Origin of the sequence: Pseudomonas algeriensis (assembly GCF_048847255.1) — a bacterium.
In the GTDB taxonomy this organism is placed as follows: Bacteria; Pseudomonadota; Gammaproteobacteria; order Pseudomonadales; family Pseudomonadaceae; genus Aquipseudomonas.
The window spans coordinates 65,310-85,354 of the sequence record NZ_JBKKRK010000014.1; the positions used below are offsets into that span (position 1 = coordinate 65,310).

18 protein-coding genes are annotated in these 20,045 nt (G+C 60.9%); 12 read left to right on the plus strand and 6 right to left on the minus strand.

Annotation, left to right across the window (positions count from 1 at the left end; genetic code table 11):
* Positions 1 to 126 precede the first annotated feature (126 nt).
* The 3 genes from ACLK1G_RS19650 to ACLK1G_RS19660 form a co-directional block, all read right to left on the minus strand.
* On the minus strand, positions 127 to 1,785 hold the full coding sequence (locus tag ACLK1G_RS19650) for a cation acetate symporter (protein WP_420766937.1): 1,659 nt from the start codon (positions 1,783 to 1,785) through the stop codon (positions 127 to 129).
* Positions 1,782 to 2,093 carry a DUF485 domain-containing protein gene (locus tag ACLK1G_RS19655; protein WP_420766938.1) on the minus strand — a complete coding sequence of 104 codons (312 nt, stop codon included), beginning with the start codon at positions 2,091 to 2,093 and terminating at the stop codon, positions 1,782 to 1,784. Before ACLK1G_RS19655 ends, ACLK1G_RS19650 begins: the two co-directional genes overlap by 4 nt.
* A 316-nt stretch (positions 2,094 to 2,409) precedes the next feature.
* The gene (locus ACLK1G_RS19660; RefSeq protein ID WP_420766939.1) at positions 2,410 to 3,264 is read right to left on the minus strand and encodes a glycine betaine ABC transporter substrate-binding protein; all 855 of its coding nucleotides are present in this window, start codon (positions 3,262 to 3,264) and stop codon (positions 2,410 to 2,412) included.
* Positions 3,265 to 3,691: 427 nt separating this feature from the next.
* Here ACLK1G_RS19660 and ACLK1G_RS19665 point away from each other — a divergent pair, with 427 nt between their 5' ends.
* Positions 3,692 to 4,990 (plus strand): serine/threonine protein kinase, encoded by a 1,299-nt coding sequence (locus tag ACLK1G_RS19665; RefSeq protein WP_420766940.1) that lies wholly within the window; start codon positions 3,692 to 3,694, stop codon positions 4,988 to 4,990.
* Positions 4,983 to 5,771 (plus strand): MlaA family lipoprotein, encoded by a 789-nt coding sequence (locus ACLK1G_RS19670; protein ID WP_420766941.1) that lies wholly within the window; start codon positions 4,983 to 4,985, stop codon positions 5,769 to 5,771. Before ACLK1G_RS19665 ends, ACLK1G_RS19670 begins: the two co-directional genes overlap by 8 nt.
* Positions 5,772 to 5,903: 132 nt before the next feature.
* Here ACLK1G_RS19670 and ACLK1G_RS19675 read toward each other — a convergent pair whose 3' ends face one another.
* Entirely contained in the window at positions 5,904 to 6,818 is a 915-nt protein-coding gene (locus ACLK1G_RS19675) for a DUF808 domain-containing protein (protein ID WP_420766942.1), read from the minus strand.
* Positions 6,819 to 6,949: 131 nt separating this feature from the next.
* Between ACLK1G_RS19675 and ACLK1G_RS19680 the strand changes: the two genes are divergently transcribed.
* The gene (locus ACLK1G_RS19680; protein WP_420766943.1) at positions 6,950 to 7,558 is read left to right on the plus strand and encodes a TetR/AcrR family transcriptional regulator; all 609 of its coding nucleotides are present in this window, start codon (positions 6,950 to 6,952) and stop codon (positions 7,556 to 7,558) included.
* A gap of 138 nt (positions 7,559 to 7,696) precedes the next feature.
* On the opposite strand, the gene ACLK1G_RS19685 is transcribed toward ACLK1G_RS19680, so the two are convergent.
* Positions 7,697 to 8,155 carry an REP-associated tyrosine transposase gene (locus tag ACLK1G_RS19685; RefSeq protein WP_420766944.1) on the minus strand — a complete coding sequence of 153 codons (459 nt, stop codon included), beginning with the start codon at positions 8,153 to 8,155 and terminating at the stop codon, positions 7,697 to 7,699.
* Positions 8,156 to 8,354: 199 nt separating this feature from the next.
* Positions 8,355 to 8,795 (minus strand): GlcG/HbpS family heme-binding protein, encoded by a 441-nt coding sequence (locus tag ACLK1G_RS19690; protein WP_420766945.1) that lies wholly within the window; start codon positions 8,793 to 8,795, stop codon positions 8,355 to 8,357.
* 267 nt (positions 8,796 to 9,062) lie between these two features.
* Here ACLK1G_RS19690 and gcl point away from each other — a divergent pair, with 267 nt between their 5' ends.
* The 9 genes from gcl (at position 9,063) to ACLK1G_RS19735 (ending at position 19,992) form a co-directional block, all read left to right on the plus strand.
* The gene (gcl, locus tag ACLK1G_RS19695; protein WP_420766946.1) at positions 9,063 to 10,838 is read left to right on the plus strand and encodes a glyoxylate carboligase; all 1,776 of its coding nucleotides are present in this window, start codon (positions 9,063 to 9,065) and stop codon (positions 10,836 to 10,838) included.
* Positions 10,839 to 10,913: 75 nt separating this feature from the next.
* Positions 10,914 to 11,696 carry a hydroxypyruvate isomerase gene (gene hyi / locus ACLK1G_RS19700; protein WP_420766947.1) on the plus strand — a complete coding sequence of 261 codons (783 nt, stop codon included), beginning with the start codon at positions 10,914 to 10,916 and terminating at the stop codon, positions 11,694 to 11,696.
* A gap of 161 nt (positions 11,697 to 11,857) precedes the next feature.
* Positions 11,858 to 12,748, plus strand: a complete 891-nt coding sequence (locus ACLK1G_RS19705) for a 2-hydroxy-3-oxopropionate reductase (RefSeq protein WP_420766948.1) — start codon at positions 11,858 to 11,860, stop codon at positions 12,746 to 12,748.
* 149 nt (positions 12,749 to 12,897) lie between these two features.
* A complete protein-coding gene (locus ACLK1G_RS19710) occupies positions 12,898 to 14,178 on the plus strand; it encodes a glycerate kinase type-2 family protein (RefSeq protein ID WP_420766949.1) in 1,281 nt (426 codons plus the stop codon).
* Positions 14,168 to 15,583 (plus strand): pyruvate kinase, encoded by a 1,416-nt coding sequence (gene pyk / locus ACLK1G_RS19715; protein ID WP_420766950.1) that lies wholly within the window; start codon positions 14,168 to 14,170, stop codon positions 15,581 to 15,583. The genes ACLK1G_RS19710 and pyk overlap by 11 nt, the downstream gene beginning before the upstream one ends.
* 123 nt (positions 15,584 to 15,706) lie before the next feature.
* Positions 15,707 to 16,609 (plus strand): urea transporter, encoded by a 903-nt coding sequence (locus ACLK1G_RS19720; RefSeq protein WP_420766951.1) that lies wholly within the window; start codon positions 15,707 to 15,709, stop codon positions 16,607 to 16,609.
* A gap of 21 nt (positions 16,610 to 16,630) precedes the next feature.
* Positions 16,631 to 17,455: an ion transporter gene (locus ACLK1G_RS19725; RefSeq protein WP_420766952.1), complete on the plus strand. Its 825-nt coding sequence runs from the start codon at positions 16,631 to 16,633 to the stop codon at positions 17,453 to 17,455.
* Positions 17,456 to 17,545: 90 nt separating this feature from the next.
* Positions 17,546 to 18,544, plus strand: coding sequence for a sulfate ABC transporter substrate-binding protein (locus ACLK1G_RS19730; protein ID WP_420766953.1), 999 nt, complete (start codon positions 17,546 to 17,548; stop codon positions 18,542 to 18,544).
* Positions 18,545 to 18,792: 248 nt separating this feature from the next.
* Positions 18,793 to 19,992: an MFS transporter gene (locus ACLK1G_RS19735; protein WP_420766954.1), complete on the plus strand. Its 1,200-nt coding sequence runs from the start codon at positions 18,793 to 18,795 to the stop codon at positions 19,990 to 19,992.
* Positions 19,993 to 20,045: the final 53 nt, after the last annotated feature.

A 20,045-nucleotide genomic window follows, 5' to 3' on the forward strand; every position in this document is an offset into this window, starting at 1 on the left:
ATGAACGTGCTCCAGTGTGGGAGCGAGCTTGCTCGCGATGGGGGCAGGCCTGCCTTCCATAAACCTTACACAAAAAAATACCCCAGCCTCTCGACCGGGGTATTTCTTCAAGCACTTACCTCTGCATCAGTGGTTCACCGCCCCACTCGCCCCCAGGCCAGTCTGCGAACGCACGAACTGCGGGAAGAACAGCGCCCGCTCGTTGACGCCTTCGGCCGACTTGTCGGTAACGGAGAAGAACCAGATGCCAACGAACGCGATGATCATCGAGAACAGCGCAGGGTATTCGTACGGGAAGATCGCCTTCTCGTGACCCATGATCTGTACCCAGATGGTCGGGCCGAGCACCATCAGGCCCACGGCACTGATCAGGCCCAGCCAGCCACCGATCATGGCGCCACGGGTGGTCAGCTTCTTCCAGTACATCGAAAGCAGCAGCACCGGGAAGTTGCAGCTTGCCGCGATGGAGAACGCCAGGCCCACCATGAACGCGATGTTCTGCTTCTCGAACAGGATGCCCAGGCCGATCGCCAGCACTGCCAGGGCAATGGTGGTGATCTTCGAGACGCGAATCTCGTCCTTCTCGTTGGCCTTGCCCTTCTTGATCACGCTGGCATACAGGTCATGGGACACCGCCGAAGCACCGGCCAGGGTCAGGCCCGCTACCACCGCCAGGATGGTCGCGAACGCCACCGCCGAGATGAAGCCCAGGAAGATGCTGCCGCCAACCGCGTTGGACAGGTGCACCGCCGCCATGTTGTTGCCGCCCAGCAAGGCACCCGCCGCGTCCTTGAAGGCCGGGTTGGTGCTGACCAGCAGGATCGCGCCGAAGCCGATGATGAAGGTCAGGATGTAGAAGTAGCCGATGAAGCCAGTGGCATACAGCACGCTCTTGCGAGCTTCCTTGGCGTCGCTCACGGTGAAGAAGCGCATCAGGATGTGCGGCAGGCCAGCGGTACCGAACATCAGCGCCAGGCCAAGGGAGAAGGCCGAGATCGGATCCTTCACCAAGCCACCGGGGCTCATGATCGCCTCGCCTTTAGGGTGAACCTTGACCGCTTCGGCAAACAGCATGTTGAAGTCGAAGTTGACGTGCTTCATGACCATCAGGGCCATGAACGACGCACCCGACAGCAACAGCACCGCCTTGATGATCTGCACCCAGGTCGTCGCCAGCATGCCGCCGAACAGTACATAGAGGCACATCAGGATACCGACCAGGATCACCGCAACGTGGTAGTCCAGGCCGAACAGCAGCTGGATCAGCTTGCCGGCACCGACCATTTGCGCGATCAGGTAGAACGCCACCACCACCAGCGAGCCGCTGGCGGACAAGGTGCGGATCTGGGTTTGCCCGAGGCGATAGGACGCCACGTCGGCAAAAGTGTATTTACCCAGGTTACGCAGGCGCTCTGCGATCAGGAACAGGATGATTGGCCAGCCCACCAGGAAGCCGATGGAGTAGATCAGGCCATCGTAGCCGGAGGTGAATACCAGCGCGGAAATCCCAAGGAAGGACGCCGCCGACATGTAGTCGCCCGCAATCGCCAGGCCGTTCTGAAAGCCGGTGATCTTGCCGCCGGCCGCATAGTAGTCGGCCGCCGAGTTGTTTTTCTTGGAAGCCCAGTAGGTGATGTACAGGGTCGCGCCCACGAAGGCCACGAACATCAAGATAGCCGGGACGTTGAGGGGTTGTCTCTGCACGGCGCCGGTCAGGGCGTCAGCCGCCCAGGCACCCGGTGCAAATGCTGCAATGCTCAAAAGAGCCAGTAGACGCCGGATCATTGCTGAGCCTCCTTGAGAATCGCATTGTTCAGGTCGTCAAATTCGCCGTTGGCGCGTCGCACGTAGATGCCGGTCAGGACGAAGGCCGACAGAATCAAGCCAATCCCGATAGGGATACCCCAGGTGATGGTCGACTCGGGCGACATCTTGGCCCCGAGAATATGCGGCCCATAGGCGATCAGAAGAATGAAGCCGGAATACAGCCCTAGCATGATCGCCGAGAGAATCCAGGCGAACTTCTCTCGCTTTTTCACCAGCTCCTTGAAGCGCGGGCTGTTTTGAATCGAGAGGTAAATGCTGTCGTTCATTGTTTTTATCCTCGCAGCACAGATTTATTTGGTACCGCTCTACTCTATGCGGCTGAAGGCCAGGTTCCAGACGACCTTAGTATTAGAACGACATGACGGTTGCGCCAGTTTTCCGCACATTTCCATAATCACCCTCCTGTGGGAGCGAGCTTGCTCGCGATAGCGGTGTGTCTGCTTGCATCTCTGTCGAATGTTGCGTCGTCATCGCGAGCAAGCTCGCTCCCACAGTGTTTTGAGGAGAATCCAGGAATCGCGGGCACAAAAAAGCCGCATGACACAACGTCATGCGGCTTTTGGAACAGTCAAACCAGGCCGATTACTTGCCGGTCCACTCCTTCACGCGGTCCGGGTGCTTGGCGACCCAATCCTTGGCGGCGGCGTCCGGCTTGGCGCCTTCCTGGATCGCCAGCATGACTTCGCCGATTTCGTCTTTCGAGGCCCACTGGAACTTCTTCAGGAATTCGGCCACTTCTGGCGCCTTGGTGCCCAATTCCTTGCTGCCGATGCTGTTCACGGTTTCAGCCGCGCCGTAGACGCCTTTAGGGTCGTCCAGGAAGCGCAGTTTCCACTTGGCGAACATCCAGTGCGGCACCCAACCGGTGACGGCGATGGACTCGTTCTTTTTCTCGGCACGGGTCAGCTCGGCGATCATGCCGGCGCCGGAACTGGCCTTGAGTTGATAGCCGGTCAGGTCGTAGTCCTTGATGGCCTGGTCGGTCTTGAGCATTACGCCTGAACCGGCGTCGATGCCAACGATGCGCTTCTTGAAGGAGTCATCTGTCTTCAGGTCTTCGAGCGACTTGGCCTTGACATACTCCGGTACGATCAGGCCGATCTTCGCGTCCTTGAAGTTGGGACCGTAGTCGACGACCTGGTCTTTGTTCTTCGTCCAGTAATCGCCGTGGGTCACCGGCAGCCAGGCCGACAGCATCGCATCGAGCTTTCCGGTGGCAACGCCCTGCCACATGATCCCGGTCGCGACAGCCTGCAACTTCACATCGTAGCCAAGTTTTTGCTTGATCACTTCGGCGGCCACGTGAGTGGTCGCAACGCTGTCGGACCAACCGTCAACGTAGCCAATGCTCAGGGTTTTGGTTTCGGCGCTGGCCAAGGTGGAGCTGATCGCCAGTACCAGTGCGGCACCTGCGCCCAAGAGTCGTCGCATCTTCATCGTTACTTCCCCGAAAGTGCTGCGCCCGGCGGATGCCGAGCGGCTTCAACGTATTGTTATGGTGCCCAGCGCCCCCATCACGCTCGCCTGCAAACCGCTCCGAACGCCAGTGGAGTACTGACCGACTGATCATCAACCTGCGCCGATCTGGAACCTGCTCTGTCTGCGACGCCGAAGCAGCGAGAAACGACATCAGAAAGCCAGCAACCCATCTAACCGGTTTAGCAGGGTCATTTTCGCCCAAACTTTGCATGCCAGTACCAGGAAGCTGGCGGCTCCACTAGCCGCCTCCACGCTCCAACGTGTATTGTCCCGCTACTGTCGCGCCTCGCACGCGCTTGTTTTGCAGCCGTCATGGCACTTGGCTTCACTTCGATGGTCATAGGCTGCGAACCTCATTCGGCACCTTCCTCTAAGGGATCCAGTCATGCTCCGTTCCTTGCGCTTCGCTGCCCTCCTCGGCGGCCTTATCCTGAGTGCGTCCGCGCTGGCGGTGGATGTCGACGCCGCCAGCTATGGCTACCCCCTGACCAACCCGTTCGAGGCGACGATCGCGACAACGCCGCCAGACCTTAGACCGGAACTGCCGCTGAACGAAGACATCGACCAGGCGGACTACAACGTCACCCTGCGCCCCGAACGGGAGTTCATCCTGCCGGACAATTTCTGGCCGGTGAAAAGCCTCACCTACCGCATGGCCACCCAGGACAAACCGGCGCCGCTGATCTTCCTGATCGCCGGCACCGGCGCGCGGTATGACAGCACGCTCAACGAATACCTCAAGCGCCTCTATTACAAGGCCGGTTACCACGTGGTGCAGCTGTCTTCGCCCACCAGCTTCGACTTCATGAGCGCCGCTTCGCGCTTCGCCACACCGGGCATCACCAAGGAAGATGCCGAAGACATGTATCGAGTGATGCAGGCCGTGCGCGCGCAAAATCCAAAAGTGCCCGTGACCGAGTACTACCTGACCGGCTACAGCCTCGGCGCACTGGACGCAGCGTTCGTCGCGCACCTGGACGAAACCCGACGCAGCTTCAACTTCAAGAAAGTGCTGCTGCTCAACCCACCGGTGAACCTCTATACCTCGATCACCAACCTGGACAAGCTGGTCCAGACCGAGGTCAAGGGCATCAACAGCACCACCACGTTCTATGAACTGGTCCTGAACAAGCTGACCCGCTACTTCCAGCAAAAAGGCTACATCGACCTCAACGATGCGCTGCTCTACGACTTTCAGCAGTCCAAGCAGCACTTGAGCAACGAGCAGATGGCGATGCTGATCGGCACGTCGTTCCGTTTCTCGGCGGCCGACATCGCCTTCACTTCGGATTTGATCAATCGTCGCGGCCTCATCACCCCGCCCAAGTTTCCGATCACCGAGAGCACCAGCCTGACGCCATTCCTCAAGCGCGCGCTGCAATGCGACTTCGATTGTTATCTCACCGAGCAGGTGATCCCGATGTGGCGAGCACGCACTGACGGCGGCAGCCTGCTGCAACTGGTTGACCAGGTCAGTCTCTATGCACTGAAGGATTACTTGCAGGCCAGCCCGAAGATCGCGGTCATGCACAACGCCGACGATGTGATCCTCGGTCCGGGTGACCTGGGCTTCCTGCGCAAGACCTTTGGTGATCGCCTGACGGTCTACCCGCTGGGCGGCCATTGCGGCAACCTTAACTATCGCGTCAACAGCGACGCCATGCTGGAGTTCTTCCGTGGCTAAATACCTCCTGCTGATCGCCGCGTTAATGAGCGCGGGCATGGTCCACGCCGATAACAGCAAGGCCGACGCGCCTGTGGTGGTGGACTCGGACGGCTTCAAGGAGCCGCTGACCAAACTCAAGTTCAACCCGGGCCTGGATCAACGGGAATTCGAACGCTCGACGCTCAACGCGCTGAACGTCTACGACCCGTTGGAATCCTGGAACCGACGCGTCTACCACTTCAATTACCGCTTCGACCAGTGGGTGTTCCTGCCCGTGGTCGACGGCTATCGCTACATCACCCCAAGCTTTGTGCGCACCGGGGTCAGCAATTTCTTCAATAACCTGGGGGACGTGCCGAACCTGATGAACAGCCTGCTGCAATTCAAGGGCAAGCGTTCGATGGAAACCACGGCGCGGCTGCTACTCAACACCACCGTCGGCATCGCCGGCCTGTGGGACCCGGCCACCGCCATGGGCCTGCCGCGCCAGAGCGAAGACTTCGGCCAGACCCTTGGCTTCTACGGCGTACCGGGCGGTGCGTACTTCGTCCTGCCGATTTTCGGCCCTTCGAACCTGCGCGACACGTCGGGCTTGTTGGTGGACTACACGGCGGAATCGGCGATCAACTTCCTCAACGTCTCGGAGGTCAGCTCCAACCACCCGGAACTGTTGTTGCTGCGCGGCGTGGACAGGCGCTACCAGACGAGCTTCCGCTACGGCCAGCTGAATTCGCCGTTCGAGTATGAAAAGGTGCGGTACGTGTATACCGAGTCGCGGAAGTTGCAGATCGCCGAGTAACGTTCGGAGACCGCAAAACCACTGTGGGAGCGAGCTTGCTCGCGATAGCAGTCTGTCAGGCAACATTAATGTTGGATGTCAGACCGTCATCGCGAGCAAGCTCGCTCCCACAGTTGTAATGCGTTGGCAGACTCAGCCTTTCAGCGCTTTCCAGATTTTGCCCACGACGAGCACACCCGCCAACACCATCGCCCCCGCGACAATTCCCGCCACCGCATTGAGCAGCATTGGCACGATGAACCCGGCGCCACCGGCACTCGCGGCAACGCCTTCGATCCAGTGATGCACCGCCGGCACGCCATGGGTGAGGATGCCGCCGCCCACCAGGAACATCGCTGCCGTGCCGATCACCGACAGGCTTTTCATCATGTAAGGCGCTGCGCGCAGGATCGCCCCACCAATGCTCTTGGCGGCCTGCCCTGGCTTCTGGGTCAGCCACAAGCCCAGGTCATCGAGCTTGACGATTCCCGCCACCAGACCGTACACGCCGACGGTCATGACAATGGCGATGCCCGACAGCACGATCACCTGCTGGGTCAACGGCGCATCGGCAACAGTGCCGAGAGTAATGGCGATGATCTCCGCCGAGAGGATGAAGTCGGTACGCACCGCGCCCTTGATCTTGTCCTTTTCGAAGGCGACCAGATCGACCGCTGGATCCGCCACCGCCTCGACCAGTTGCGCGTGTTCGGCCTGGTCCTCGGACTTGCTGTGAAGGAATTTGTGGGCGAGTTTTTCGAACCCTTCGAAACACAGGTAGGCGCCGCCGACCATCAACAACGGCGTCACCAGCCAAGGGACGAAGGCACTGATGGCCAGCGCCGACGGCACCAGGATCAGCTTGTTGATAAAGGATCCCTTCGCCACCGCCCAGACCACTGGCAGCTCCCGCTCGGCACGCACGCCTGACACCTGCTGGGCATTGAGCGCCAGGTCATCGCCCAGCACGCCGGCGGTTTTCTTGGCGGCCATCTTGGTCATCAATGCCACATCGTCGAGCACGGTAGCGATGTCGTCGATCAAAACCAGCAAACTGCTTCCAGCCATGGGGGGCTCCTTGAACAAATAATGCTGCGAAGCATAGCGCGAGCCGCGCATCCTAGGGGCATTCTTGAGCGTCGCGCGAGGCCGGTGCTACCATGCGCAACCGCCAGAACCGGCAAGGAAACCCAGGGTTTATGAGCACTATCCGCGAGCGCAACAAAGAACTGATCCTGCGTGCCGCCAGCGAAGAATTTGCCGACAAGGGCTTCGCCGCGACCAAAACCAGCGACATCGCGGCCAAGGCGGGCCTGCCCAAACCCAACGTCTACTACTATTTCAAGTCCAAGGAAAACCTCTATCGCGAGGTCTTGGAAAGCATCATCGAACCCATCCTCCAAGCCTCGACACCGTTCAACGCCGATGGCGAGCCGGGCGAAGTGCTGAGCCACTACATCCGCTCCAAGATCCGTATCTCACGCGACCTGCCCTTCGCCTCGAAAGTCTTCGCCAGCGAAATCATGCACGGCGCCCCGCACCTGAGCGCGGACCTGGTGGAACAGCTCAACGCCCAGGCCCGGCACAACATCGACTGCATCCAGACCTGGATCGACCGCGGCCAGATCGCCCCCCTCGACCCCAACCACCTGATGTTCAGCATCTGGGCCGCCACCCAGACCTACGCCGATTTCGACTGGCAGATCAGCGCCGTGACCGGCAAGGCCAAGCTGGATGAAGCGGATTACGAAGCGGCGGCGCAGACGATTATCCGGTTGGTTTTGAAGGGGTGTGAGCTGGATCGCTAGCTAGGCTCGGGACCGAGTCGCCCTCATCGCGAGCAGGCTCGCTCCCACACGAGACTCAGGTTGCTTGCAGATTCTTTTTTCACCACAAAACCCCTGTGGGAGCGAGCCTGCTCGCGATGAAGGCAACTCGATTTCCAGTCAAAGCCAAATGGCATCCCAGAGCGGATAGTCACCAAGCCTCTTCACCAGCCCTGCCCGCAAGGGGTTGCAGATGACATAGCGAGCCATGAACACCAAATCTTCATCTCGCCGCACTGCCCGGTCATGAAACCCCTGCTGCCAAAGGCTGATTTTATTGTCCAAGCGTAGGTTTACCGCTTTGGTGCTCAATGATTTGGTCCGTTGCATCAACTCACTCAAAGATCCCTTGCGCAACTCGATCAGCCAATGGAAGTGGTCAGGCATGACCACCCAAGCCAATGAATCGGCCCAGCCTTGCTCCTGAGCTTTTCGAAATTGATCAACCACCAACCTCCCCAAAATAACGTCTTTGAAAATGGGGGCACGGCCAAGTGTGTTGGTGGTCAGTAAATAGATCCGGCTGGATTCAGCGTAGCGGCCGAGGCGCAGTCGATGTGAAGCAGGTAAATCAGGCATTCCTTGCCCCTTCAATGATCTGACTCACCGGGAAGGCTAGACCCGCGGATGCCTGGGTGGGAGGCAAACTTTTAGCTGGATGTGTCTGCAGGATCGCCATCGCGAGCAAGCTCGCTCCCACAGGGGATTTGCAGGTTCATAAATAATGTGTCCAACATCAAACCCTGCTCGCGATGGCGCCAGTTCATTCACCCCATCATCAAGCAACCATCCCGGCATCCGCTTTCAACGCCGAAGCCTCCACCGCCTTCACCGCCACCTGCTCGTCCACATCCGAAACATCCCCGCTGATTCCCATTGCCCCCAGCACCTTCCCGGCCTGATCCCTGATCAACACCCCGCCCGGGGCCGGCACGATGTTGCTTTGGCCCAAGCCATTCAAAGCGGCAAAGAACGCTGGGCGTTGCTGGGCGTCCTGGGCGAGAAGCCGCGAGCCTTTGCCCAGGGCGATGGCCCCCCAGGCCTTGCCGATGGCGATCTGCGGGCGAAGCAGGCTGGCGCCGTCTTCGCGTTGCAAGGCAACCAGGTGCCCGCCGCTGTCCAGGACCGCGACGGTCAGGGGTGCGGCGCTTATTTCACGACCGATAGCAAGGGCTTGCCCAGCCAGGTCGAGGGCGATTTTCAAAGTCAGAGCGCTCATGGGTGCTGTCCTTCTTTTGTCATGGGAAAGCCTCGGGCTTCACTTTGCAGCAAAACCGAACTCCACAAATAGAACACAACACGTTATGTTTTTGTATACAATAATTTTCGCAAACCCACCTTATTCAGCGAATAGCCGTTATAAACCAGCTCGGCCGACGAATGAAACAGCTGCTTGAGGAAAGGGATTGACCTGCGCCATCCGCCGTGAATAAACTCTTCGCACAGCCACTTGTATACAATTACAAAACGTAAGAGGCACAAAATAATGAGCAAAATGAGAGCAATCGAAGCCGCCGTTCTGGTGATGCGCCGTGAAGGCGTGGACACCGCCTTCGGCATCCCGGGTGCTGCGATCAACCCGCTGTACTCCGCCCTGCAGAAGGTGGGTGGCATCGATCACGTCCTTGCTCGCCACGTTGAAGGTGCCTCGCACATGGCCGAGGGCTACACCCGGACCAAGGCCGGCAACATCGGCGTGTGCATCGGCACCTCGGGCCCGGCTGGTACGGACATGGTGACCGGCCTCTACAGCGCGTCGGCCGACTCGATTCCGATCCTGTGCATCACCGGACAAGCGCCCCGCGCCCGGATGCACAAGGAAGACTTCCAGGCTGTGGATATCACCAGCATCGTCAAGCCAGTGACCAAGTGGGCCACCACTGTCCTGGAACCCGGCCAGGTGCCGTATGCCTTCCAGAAGGCTTTTTATGAAATGCGCTCCGGCCGTCCCGGCCCGGTGCTGATCGACCTGCCGTTCGACGTACAGATGGCCGAGATCGAATTCGACATCGACGCCTACCAGCCGCTGCCCCTGGCCAAACCCGCGGCCAACCGCGTGCAGATCGAGAAAGCCCTGGCAATGCTCAATCAGGCCGAGCGCCCCTTGCTGGTGGCCGGTGGCGGCATCATCAACGCCGATGCCAGCGACCTCCTGGTGGAATTCGCTGAGCTGACCGGCATCCCGGTCATTCCTACGTTGATGGGCTGGGGCACCATCCCCGACGATCACCCGTTGATGGTCGGCATGGTCGGCCTGCAGACCTCGCATCGCTATGGCAACGCTACGTTGCTCAAGTCTGACGTCGTGCTGGGCATCGGCAACCGCTGGGCCAACCGTCACACCGGTTCGGTGGATGTCTACACCGAAGGCCGCACGTTCATTCACGTCGACATCGAACCCACCCAGATCGGCCGTGTATTCACCCCCGACCTGGGCATCGTCTCCGACGCCGCTTCGGCCCTGACTGTGTTTATCGAGGTGGCCCGTGAATGGCAAGCGGCCGGCAAGCTGAAGAACCGCACCGCCTGGCTGCAGGACTGCCAGCAACGCAAGGCCAGCCTGCAACGCAAGACCCACTTCGACAACGTGCCGGTCAAGCCGCAGCGTGTCTACGAGGAAATGAACCAGGTGTTCGGCAAGGACACCTGCTATGTCAGCACCATCGGCCTGTCGCAGATCGCCGGGGCGCAGTTTCTTCACGTCTACAAGCCACGCCATTGGATCAACTGCGGCCAGGCCGGTCCCTTGGGCTGGACCATCCCAGCCGCCCTGGGAGTGGTCAAGGCCGATCCGAACCGCAAAGTCGTAGCGCTGTCGGGCGACTATGATTTCCAGTTCATGATCGAAGAATTGGCGGTGGGCGCGCAGTTCAAGCTGCCGTACATCCATGTCGTGGTGAACAATTCCTACCTGGGCTTGATCCGCCAGGCCCAGCGCGGTTTCGACATGGACTACTGCGTGCAGCTGTCGTTCGACAACCTCAATGCCCCGGAACTCAACGGCTATGGCGTTGACCACATCGCCGTCGCCGAAGGCCTGGGCTGCAAGGCTCTGCGAGTGTTCGAACCGTCTGGCATCCAGCCGGCACTGCGCAAGGCTCAGGAAATGATCGAGGAATTCAAGGTGCCGGTGATCGTCGAGATCATTCTGGAACGCGTGACCAACATTTCCATGGGCACCGAGATCAACGCCGTCAATGAATTTGAAGACCTGGCGCTGGTAGGCAACGATGCACCTACGGCCATCTCATTGCTCGACTGACCGAGTGGCCCCCTTGTGGGAGCGAGTAAGCTCGCTCCCACAAGGGGGCCTGCCAACTATCCACAGGAGACAACCATGCCGCGTTTCGCCGCCAACCTGTCCATGCTGTTCACCGAACAGGATTTTCTCGCCCGTTTCGAAGCGGCCGCCAAGGCCGGTTTCAGTGGAGTCGAATACCTGTTCCCCTACGATTACAGCTCTGCCGAACTCAAGGCCCTGCTCGACGCCAACGGCCTGACCCAGGTGCTGTTCAACCTGCCGGCTGGCAATTGGGCAGACGGTGAGCGCGGCATTGCTTGCCTGCCGGACCGAGTCGAAGAGTTCCGCGCCGGGGTCGACCTGGCGATCGCCTACGCAAAAGTGTTGGGCAATACCCAGGTCAATTGCCTGGCCGGGATTCGTCCACAGAAGTGCGACGAGGCACTGGCGGAAAAAACCTTCGTCGCCAATCTCAAATACGCCGCCGAAAAGCTGCAAGGCGAAGGTATCAAGTTGGTCATGGAAGCCATCAATACCCGCGACATCCCGGGCTTCTACCTGAACAACACGGCCCAGGCCCTGTCGATCCGCGAGCAGGTGGGCAGCGCCAATCTGTTCCTGCAGTACGACATCTACCACATGCAAATCATGGAAGGCGACCTGGCCAGGACGCTGTCGGCGCACCTGGGCGAGATCAACCATGTGCAATTGGCGGACAACCCGGGCCGCAACGAGCCGGGCACCGGCGAGATCAACTATCGCTTCCTGTTCGAACACCTGGATCGCATCGGCTACCAGGGTTGGATCGGCTGCGAATACAAGCCGCTGTCCACTACCGAAGCGGGACTGGGCTGGCTGAAAACCCATAACGCAATCTGACTGGCGAGAGCTCGTGTGGCGAGGGAGCTTGCTCCCGCTCGGCTGCGAAGCAGACGCATGTTTTTTCACCGATGGATTTCTGGGGCCGCTTCGCGGCCCAGCGGGAGCAAGCTCCCTCGCCACAGAGTCCGTGGGCACTTTAATAAGAGAGGATTTATCTCATGGCTAAAATCGGATTCATCGGCACCGGCATCATGGGCCACCCAATGGCTCTCAACCTGCAAAAAGCCGGTCACAGCCTGTTCCTGACCCAGCACCACGACGCCGCCCCGGCTGATCTCGTGGCCGGTGGCGCGGTGGCATTGGCCAATCCTCGGGAAGTCGCCCAGGAAGCCGAATTCATCATCGTCATGGTCCCGGACACGCCACAGGTCGAGGACGTGCTGTTTCGCGCCGATGGCGTCGCGGCCGGCGTGGGTGCGGGCAAGGTAGTGATCGACATGAGCTCGATCTCGCCGACCGCCACCAAGACCTTCGCGGCGAAAATCAATGAAAGGGGCGCGCAGTACCTTGACGCCCCGGTGTCTGGCGGCGAAGTCGGCGCCAAGGCCGCGACCCTCAGCATCATGGTCGGTGGCGACAACGCTGCCTTCGAACGAGCCCTGCCGCTGTTCCAGGCCATGGGCAAGAACATCACCCTGGTTGGTGGCAACGGCGACGGCCAGACCGCCAAAGTGGCGAATCAGATCATCGTTGCCCTGAACATCCAGGCCGTGGCCGAAGCCCTGTTGTTCGCCTCGAAAAACGGTGCCGACCCCGCCAAGGTCCGTGAAGCGCTGATGGGTGGTTTCGCTTCGTCGAAGATCCTCGAAGTCCACGGCGAGCGCATGATCAAGGGCACCTTCGACCCGGGCTTCCGCATCAGCCTGCACCAGAAGGACCTGAACCTGGCCCTGCAAGGCGCCAAGGAACTGAACATCAACCTGCCCAACACCGCCAACGCCCAGCAAGTGTTCAGCACCTGCGCGGCCATCGGCGGCAGCAACTGGGACCACTCGGCGTTGATCAAAGGGCTGGAGCATATGGCGAATTTCTCGATTCGCGACAACTGACACTCAAACAACCCTGTGGGAGCGAGCTTGCTCGCGATAGCGGTCGTTCAGTCAGCATCATTGTTGGTTCTGAAATAGCCATCGCGAGCAAGCTCGCTCCCACAGGAGTCTGCGTTGCCCTCAAATAACAAGAATCTCGGGAGCCCGCCATGTCGGTCGATCCGCAACAACTGCTGCGCGAGCTGTTTGCCACAGCCATCGACGCGGCTCATCCGCAGCAAGTCCTCGAACAATACCTGCCCAGCGACCGCAGCGGCCGAGTGATCGTCATCGGGGCCGGTAAGGCGGCGGCGGCCATGGCGCAAGTGGTCGAGCGTTGCTGGCAAGGCGAGGTCAGCGGCCTGGTGGTGACCCGCTACGGCCATGGCGCGCCCTGCCAGAAAATCGAAGTGGTCGAAGCCGCTCACCCGGTGCCGGACGCCGCGGGCCTGGAAGTGGCCGGACGGGTGCTCGAACTCGTCAGCAACCTCAATGAAGACGACCGGGTGATTTTCCTGCTGTCCGGCGGGGGCTCGGCGTTGCTGGCCTTGCCAGCGGCCGGCATCACCCTGGCCGACAAACAATCGATCAACAAAGCCTTGCTCAAATCCGGCGCCACCATCGGTGAGATGAATTGCGTGCGCAAACACCTCTCGGCCATCAAAGGCGGACGCCTGGGCAAGGCCTGCTGGCCGGCGACGGTGTACACCTATGCGATTTCCGATGTGCCCGGCGATCTCGCCACGGTCATCGCGTCCGGCCCCACCGTGGCCGACCCCAGCACCTCGGCCGAGGCCCTGGCGATTCTCAAGCGCTACAACATTGAAGTGCCGGCCTCGGTACGCACCTGGCTGCAAAGCCCGGAATCGGAAACCGTCAAACCCGCAGACCCAAGCCTGGCCCGCAGTCATTTCCAACTGATCGCTCGCCCCCAGCAATCCTTGGAAGCCGCAGCCGTGAAGGCGCGCCAGGCTGGTTTCAGCCCATTGATCCTCGGTGACCTGGAAGGCGAGTCCCGGGAGGTGGCAAAGGTCCATGCCGGCATCGCCCGGCAAATCGCCCTGCACGGCCAACCGTTGGCGGCGCCGTGCGTGATCCTTTCCGGCGGCGAAACCACCGTCACCGTGCGCGGCAACGGCCGTGGCGGGCGCAACGCCGAATTCCTGCTGAGCCTGACCGACAGCCTCAAGGGCCATCCCGGCATCTATGCGCTGGCCGGCGACACCGATGGCATCGACGGCTCCGAGGACAATGCCGGCGCCCTCATGACGCCTGACAGCTATCGCCGCGCCGCCGAGCTGGGCCTCAACGCCAGCGACGAGCTGGACAACAACAATGGCTACGGCTACTTCGCCGCGTTGGACGCGCTGATCGTCACCGAACCGACCCGCACCAACGTGAACGACTTTCGCGCCATCCTGATCCTCGAGACCCCAAAAAATGACGCCTGATAAAAAGGTCAAGATCCTCGCGACTCTCGGCCCTGCCACCCGTGGCATCGATGACATCCGCGAACTGGTGCAGGCCGGTGTGAACATCTTTCGCCTGAACTTCAGCCACGGTGATCACGCCGACCACGCCCAGCGCTATCAGTGGATCCGCGAAGTCGAGCAGCAGCTCAATTATCCGCTGGGCATCCTGATGGACTTGCAGGGCCCGAAACTGCGGGTCGGCAAATTCGCCGACGGCAAGGTGCTGCTGCAACGGGGCCAGGCCCTTCGACTGGACCTGGACCCGACGCCGGGCGATCAACGCCGGGTGAACCTGCCCCACCCAGAGATTATCGCGGCGTTGAAGCCTGGCATGGACTTGTTGCTGGACGACGGCAAGCTGCGCCTGCGGGTAACCACCCAGCATGCCGACGCCATCGACACCGAGGTGCTCAACGGCGGCGAACTCTCGGACCGCAAGGGCGTGAACGTGCCCCAGGCGGTGCTTGACCTGAGCCCGCTGACCGCCAAGGACCGCCGCGACTTGAGCTTCGGCCTGGAGCTGGGCGTGGACTGGGTGGCGCTGTCGTTCGTGCAGCGCCCCGAGGACATCCGCGAAGCCCGCGCGCTGATCGGCGACAAGGCGTTCCTGATGGCCAAGATCGAGAAACCCTCGGCCGTCGCCCAGTTGCGCGAGATTGCCGAACTGAGCGACGCGATCATGGTGGCCCGTGGTGATCTCGGCGTCGAGGTGCCGGCCGAGAGCGTGCCGCAGATCCAGAAAAACATCATCGGCGTCTGCCGTGCCCTGGGCAAACCGGTGGTGGTGGCCACGCAGATGCTGGAGTCGATGCGGTTCTCCCCGGCGCCGACCCGCGCCGAAGTCACCGACGTTGCCAACGCCGTGGCCGAAGGTGCCGATGCGGTGATGCTGTCGGCGGAAACCGCCTCTGGCGATTACCCCCTCGAAGCCGTGAAGATGATGAGCAAGATCATCCGCCAGGTGGAAAACGGCCCCGACTACCAGGCGCAACTGGACGTCAGCCGGCCGAAAGCCGAGGCAACAGTGTCGGACGCCATCAGCTGCGCGATTCGCCGGGTCAGCAACGTCCTGCCGGTGGCGGTGCTGGTGAATTACAGCGAGTCGGGCAGCTCCAGCCTGCGGGCCGCACGGGAACGGCCGACAGTGCCGATCCTCAACCTCACGCCGAACCTGCAGGCCGCTCGCCGCCTGACCGTGGCCTGGGGCGTGCATTCGGTGGTCAACGATCGGCTGCGGCAGGTGGACGAAGTGTGTTCCACGGCGCTGGAAATCGCCCAGGCCCAGGGCATGGCCCAGCGTGGCGACACCTTGCTGATCACGGCGGGCGTGCCGTTCGGGCAGCCGGGGTCCACCAACTCACTGCGCATTGAGACGCTGCTCTAGCGCCTGTACTGGCCCTATCGCGAGCAAGCTCGCCCCACATTGGATTTGCGGCGATCACAAACCCCCTGTGGGAGCGAGCTTGCTCGCGATGAAGGCGACTCGGTCCCTCTGACATCACCTATCATGCCCAACCCCCACTGCCCCGACTGGGCCACCGCCCTGCTCAACGGCTTCAGCCAGATTTTCCTCCAGCGCCATCCGCTGTGCGGCTTGCTGTGCCTGTTGGCCATCCTGCTCACCGCACCCACCTTGCTCGGCGGTGCGCTGCTGGGCGGCGTGGCTGGATTGCTGACGGCGCAACGACGCGGCTATACCAAGGAAGATCGACAAGCTGGCCTCTTCAGCTACAACGGCATCCTGCTGGGATTGCTGTTGAGCCTGGCCCTGCCGTGGTCGGTGTTGCTGCCACCGTTGATCATCGCCGGTGGCGGCCTCGGTGCGATGCTGACCCAACAATGGCTCAAGCGAACCACCGGCCCTCGCTGCTTGCCCGCCTACACCGCGCCCTTCGTGGGGATGGGCTGGTTGTTGCTGGGTTTCCCCCCGCCATCGCCCTCACCCGCGGCGCTGGACATGACGTTACCCGATCTGTTGACGGCCCCTTTGATCGGGCTGGGCCAGGTCATGTTTCTCGACCACCCGTTGGCCGGAGCGCTGGTCGCGATCGGCCTGTTGATCGCCAATCGCCGCGCCGCTGGCTGGGCGCTGTTCGGCTCCGTCGTCGGCCTTGGGTTCGCCTGGCTACAACACGACAGTAGCCTCGCCCTGTCCGGATTGGGCGGCTATAACCCGGCGCTGGTGGCCGTGGCCCTGGGTCAACGGGCCCGTGGACCATGGAAGCCGCTGACGGGCATTTTACTGGCGGTCTTTCTCACGCCGGGCTTCGCCGCCCTGGGCCTGGCCCCACTGACAGCGCCATTCATCCTCGCCTGCTGGCTGGTTCACTCAACAGAGCGGCTCTGGCACCAGGCCATCCTTGATAACGAGCCTTGCGCTCTGCGGGGCAATCGCCCTAGGCTTCGCTGATCATCGATTCAGGCGAAGGTTATGGACAGCAGCAACAACTGGCGTGAACGCCTCTATGTGATCATTTTCCAGACCGACACCGTGGCCGGCCGGCGCTTCGACAGCACGCTGCTGCTGATCATCCTTGCCAGCCTGGTGATCGTGATGCTCGACAGCATCGACAGCGTGCACAAGAACTACGCGGCCCTGCTGGCCTACATCGAATGGGGCTTTACCTTCATCTTTCTCGTCGAGTACGTCCTACGCCTGTACTGCTCGCCGAAACCGCTGCGCTATGCCTTCAGTTTCTATGGATTGGTGGACCTGCTGGCAATCGTGCCGGGCATCCTGGCGCTGTACTACAGCGATGCCCAATACCTGTTGATCGTGCGGATCATTCGCATGCTGCGGATCTTCCGGGTGCTCAAGCTCAGCCCGTACCTCAAGCAAGCCAACTACCTGATGGCGGCGCTACGGGGCAGCAAGCAGAAGATCATCGTGTTCCTCGTCAGCGTCTCGACCCTAGTGACCGTATTCGGCACGCTGATGTACGTCATCGAGGGCCCCGAGCACGGTTTCACCAGCATTCCCAAGGGCATCTATTGGGCTATCGTGACATTGACCACCGTAGGATTTGGCGACATCGTGCCCAAGACACCCCTGGGCCAAGTGGTGTCGTCGCTGGTGATGATCACCGGTTACTCGATCATCGCCGTGCCCACGGGTATTTTCACGGCTGAACTCGCCACGGCCATGCGGGGCGACCAGCTCAAGCACGATTGCCCGGTGTGCAGCAAAAACAACCATGAACATGGCGCTGCTTTCTGCTCTCGTTGCGGTAATGCGCTTTTCAAGAAAACGGAATAAGCAAAGTACTTTTAAATTCTTGAAGGCCTATAGACTTGCCATTAGTGTGCTGGCTACTCGCCCGCCTCCCCCTATAAAAAGGAATTCGCAGTGAAGAACTTCTTTGGCGCCTCCCTTCTCGCCGCCGGCCTGACCTTCGGCAGCCTGGCCAACGCCGCCCCAACCCTGCTGAACGTTTCCTACGACGTGATGCGCGATTTCTACAAGGACTACAACGCTGCGTTCCAGAAGCACTGGCAAGCCGAGCACAAAGAGAACATCACCGTGCAGATGTCCTTCGGCGGCTCCAGCAAGCAGGCGCGTTCGGTGATCGATGGGCTGCCTGCGGATGTCATCACCATGAACATGGCCACCGACATCAATGCCTTGGCGGACAACGGCAAGCTGGTTCCGGAAAACTGGGTCACCCGTTTGCCGAACAACAGCGCGCCGTTCACCTCGGCCACGGTCTTCATCGTGCGCAAGGGCAATCCGAAAGCCCTCAAGGATTGGCCTGATCTGCTCAAGGACGGCGTGCAGGTGATCGTGCCCAACCCGAAAACCTCCGGCAATGGTCGCTACACCTACCTGTCGGCGTGGGGTTACGTGCTCAAGAACGGCGGCGACGAGAACAAGGCCAAGGATTTCGTCGGCAAGCTGTTCAAACAAGCCCCCGTGCTGGACACCGGCGGCCGCGCCGCGACGACGACCTTCATGACCAACCAGATTGGCGACGTGCTGGTGACCTTTGAAAACGAAGCGGAAATGATCGCCCGCGAGTTTGGCCGCGACCAGTTCGAAGTGGTCTACCCAAGCGTGTCCGCCGAAGCCGAGCCGCCAGTGAGCGTCGTGGATAAAGTGGTCGAGAAAAAAGGCTCCCGCGAAGCCGCCGAGGCGTACCTCAAATACCTGTGGTCACCCGAAGGCCAGGAAATTGCCGCCGCCAACTACCTGCGTCCGCGGGATCCGGCCGTGCTGGCCAAGTACACCGACCGCTTCCCGAAAGTTGATTTCCTGTCGGTGGAGAAAACCTTCGGTGACTGGCGCACCGTGCAGAAGACTCACTTCAATGACGGTGGGGTTTTCGATCAGATCTATAGCGGACAGTAAGACTCGACTCACATAAACACCGCCTGTCAGCCAAGCCCCATCCTGTGGGAGCGAGCTTGCTCGCGATACGGTCTGTCTGCATCAACGATGCTGAATAAGCAGCCGCTATCGCGAGCAAGCTCGCTCCCACAGGAATTTGATGGCCATCATTAATCCCGGGCATGACTGATATCAGCCGCAAAGCCTGTTCCAGAGCCCTGCAAGTCTTTAGCCTCACGCCATCCTTTCAATCGATCGACGAGATTGCTATGAGTGCTCATCCCTCCTCGCCCGGCGTCACCCTGACCCGCGGCATGGTCCTGCTGTTCGCCTTCTGCTGCGGCGCCATCGTCGCCAACATCTACTACGCCCAACCCATCATCGAACTGATCGCTCCCGACGTCGGCCTGTCCAGCACCATGGCCAGCCTGATCGTCTCGCTGACCCAGATCGGTTATGCCCTGGGCCTGTTTTTCCTGGTGCCATTGGGCGATCTGCTGGAAAACCGGCGCTTGATGATCCTCACCACCGTGGTCGCGATAGCCAGCCTACTGGGCGCGGCCTTCACCGATCAGCCGAATGTGTTCCTGCTGGTCTCGCTACTGGTTGGCTTCAGTTCTGTCTCGGTGCAAGTGTTGATTCCACTGGCAGCGCACCTGGCACCCGAGGAATCCCGGGGACGGGTTGTCGGTGGGATCATGGGCGGCCTGTTGCTTGGAATTCTGCTGGCGCGGCCGATCTCCAGCGTCGTCGCCGATCATTTCGGCTGGCGGGCGATGTTCATGATCGCCGCCGTGCTGATGGCGGCCATCAGCATCGTCCTGGCGCTGACCGTGCCCAAGCGCCAGCCCGATCACAGCGCTTCCTACGGCCAGCTGCTGGGATCGCTCGGCACCTTGTTGCGCCAACAACCGCAGTTGCGTCAACGGGCGTTCTACCAGGCTTGCATGTTCGCCACGTTCAGCCTGTTCTGGACCGCCGCGCCCTTGGAGCTGGCGCGCAACCATGGTCTCACCCAGACGGAGATCGCCTTGTTCGCCCTGGTCGGCGCCATCGGTGCCATCGCCGCACCCATAGCCGGGCGCCTGGCGGATGCCGGTCACACCCGCGTCGCTTCGCTGCTGGCGATGCTGTTCGCCAGCTTGAGTTTCCTGCCCGCCTTCATTCACCCGGCCTACAGCGTGATTGGCCTGGCGGTGACCGGCGTGGTCCTGGATTTCTGCGTACAGATGAACATGGTCCTGGGCCAACGCACCATCTACGCCCTCGACGCCAAAAGTCGCAGCCGACTGAACGCGCTGTACATGACCAGCATCTTCGTCGGCGGTGCGTTCGGTTCGTCCATCGCCAGCGCGGTCTACGAACACGGCGGCTGGCTGTGGGTGGTGATCGTCGGCAGCGCCTTCCCGCTGCTGGCTTTGCTGCGTTTCTTGAGCGCTTCGCAGAAGGCCTCGTTGGCGACAGCCTGATAACGGCGCGCAAATAAAAATGCCCGACAGGTCATGACCTGTCGGGCATTTTT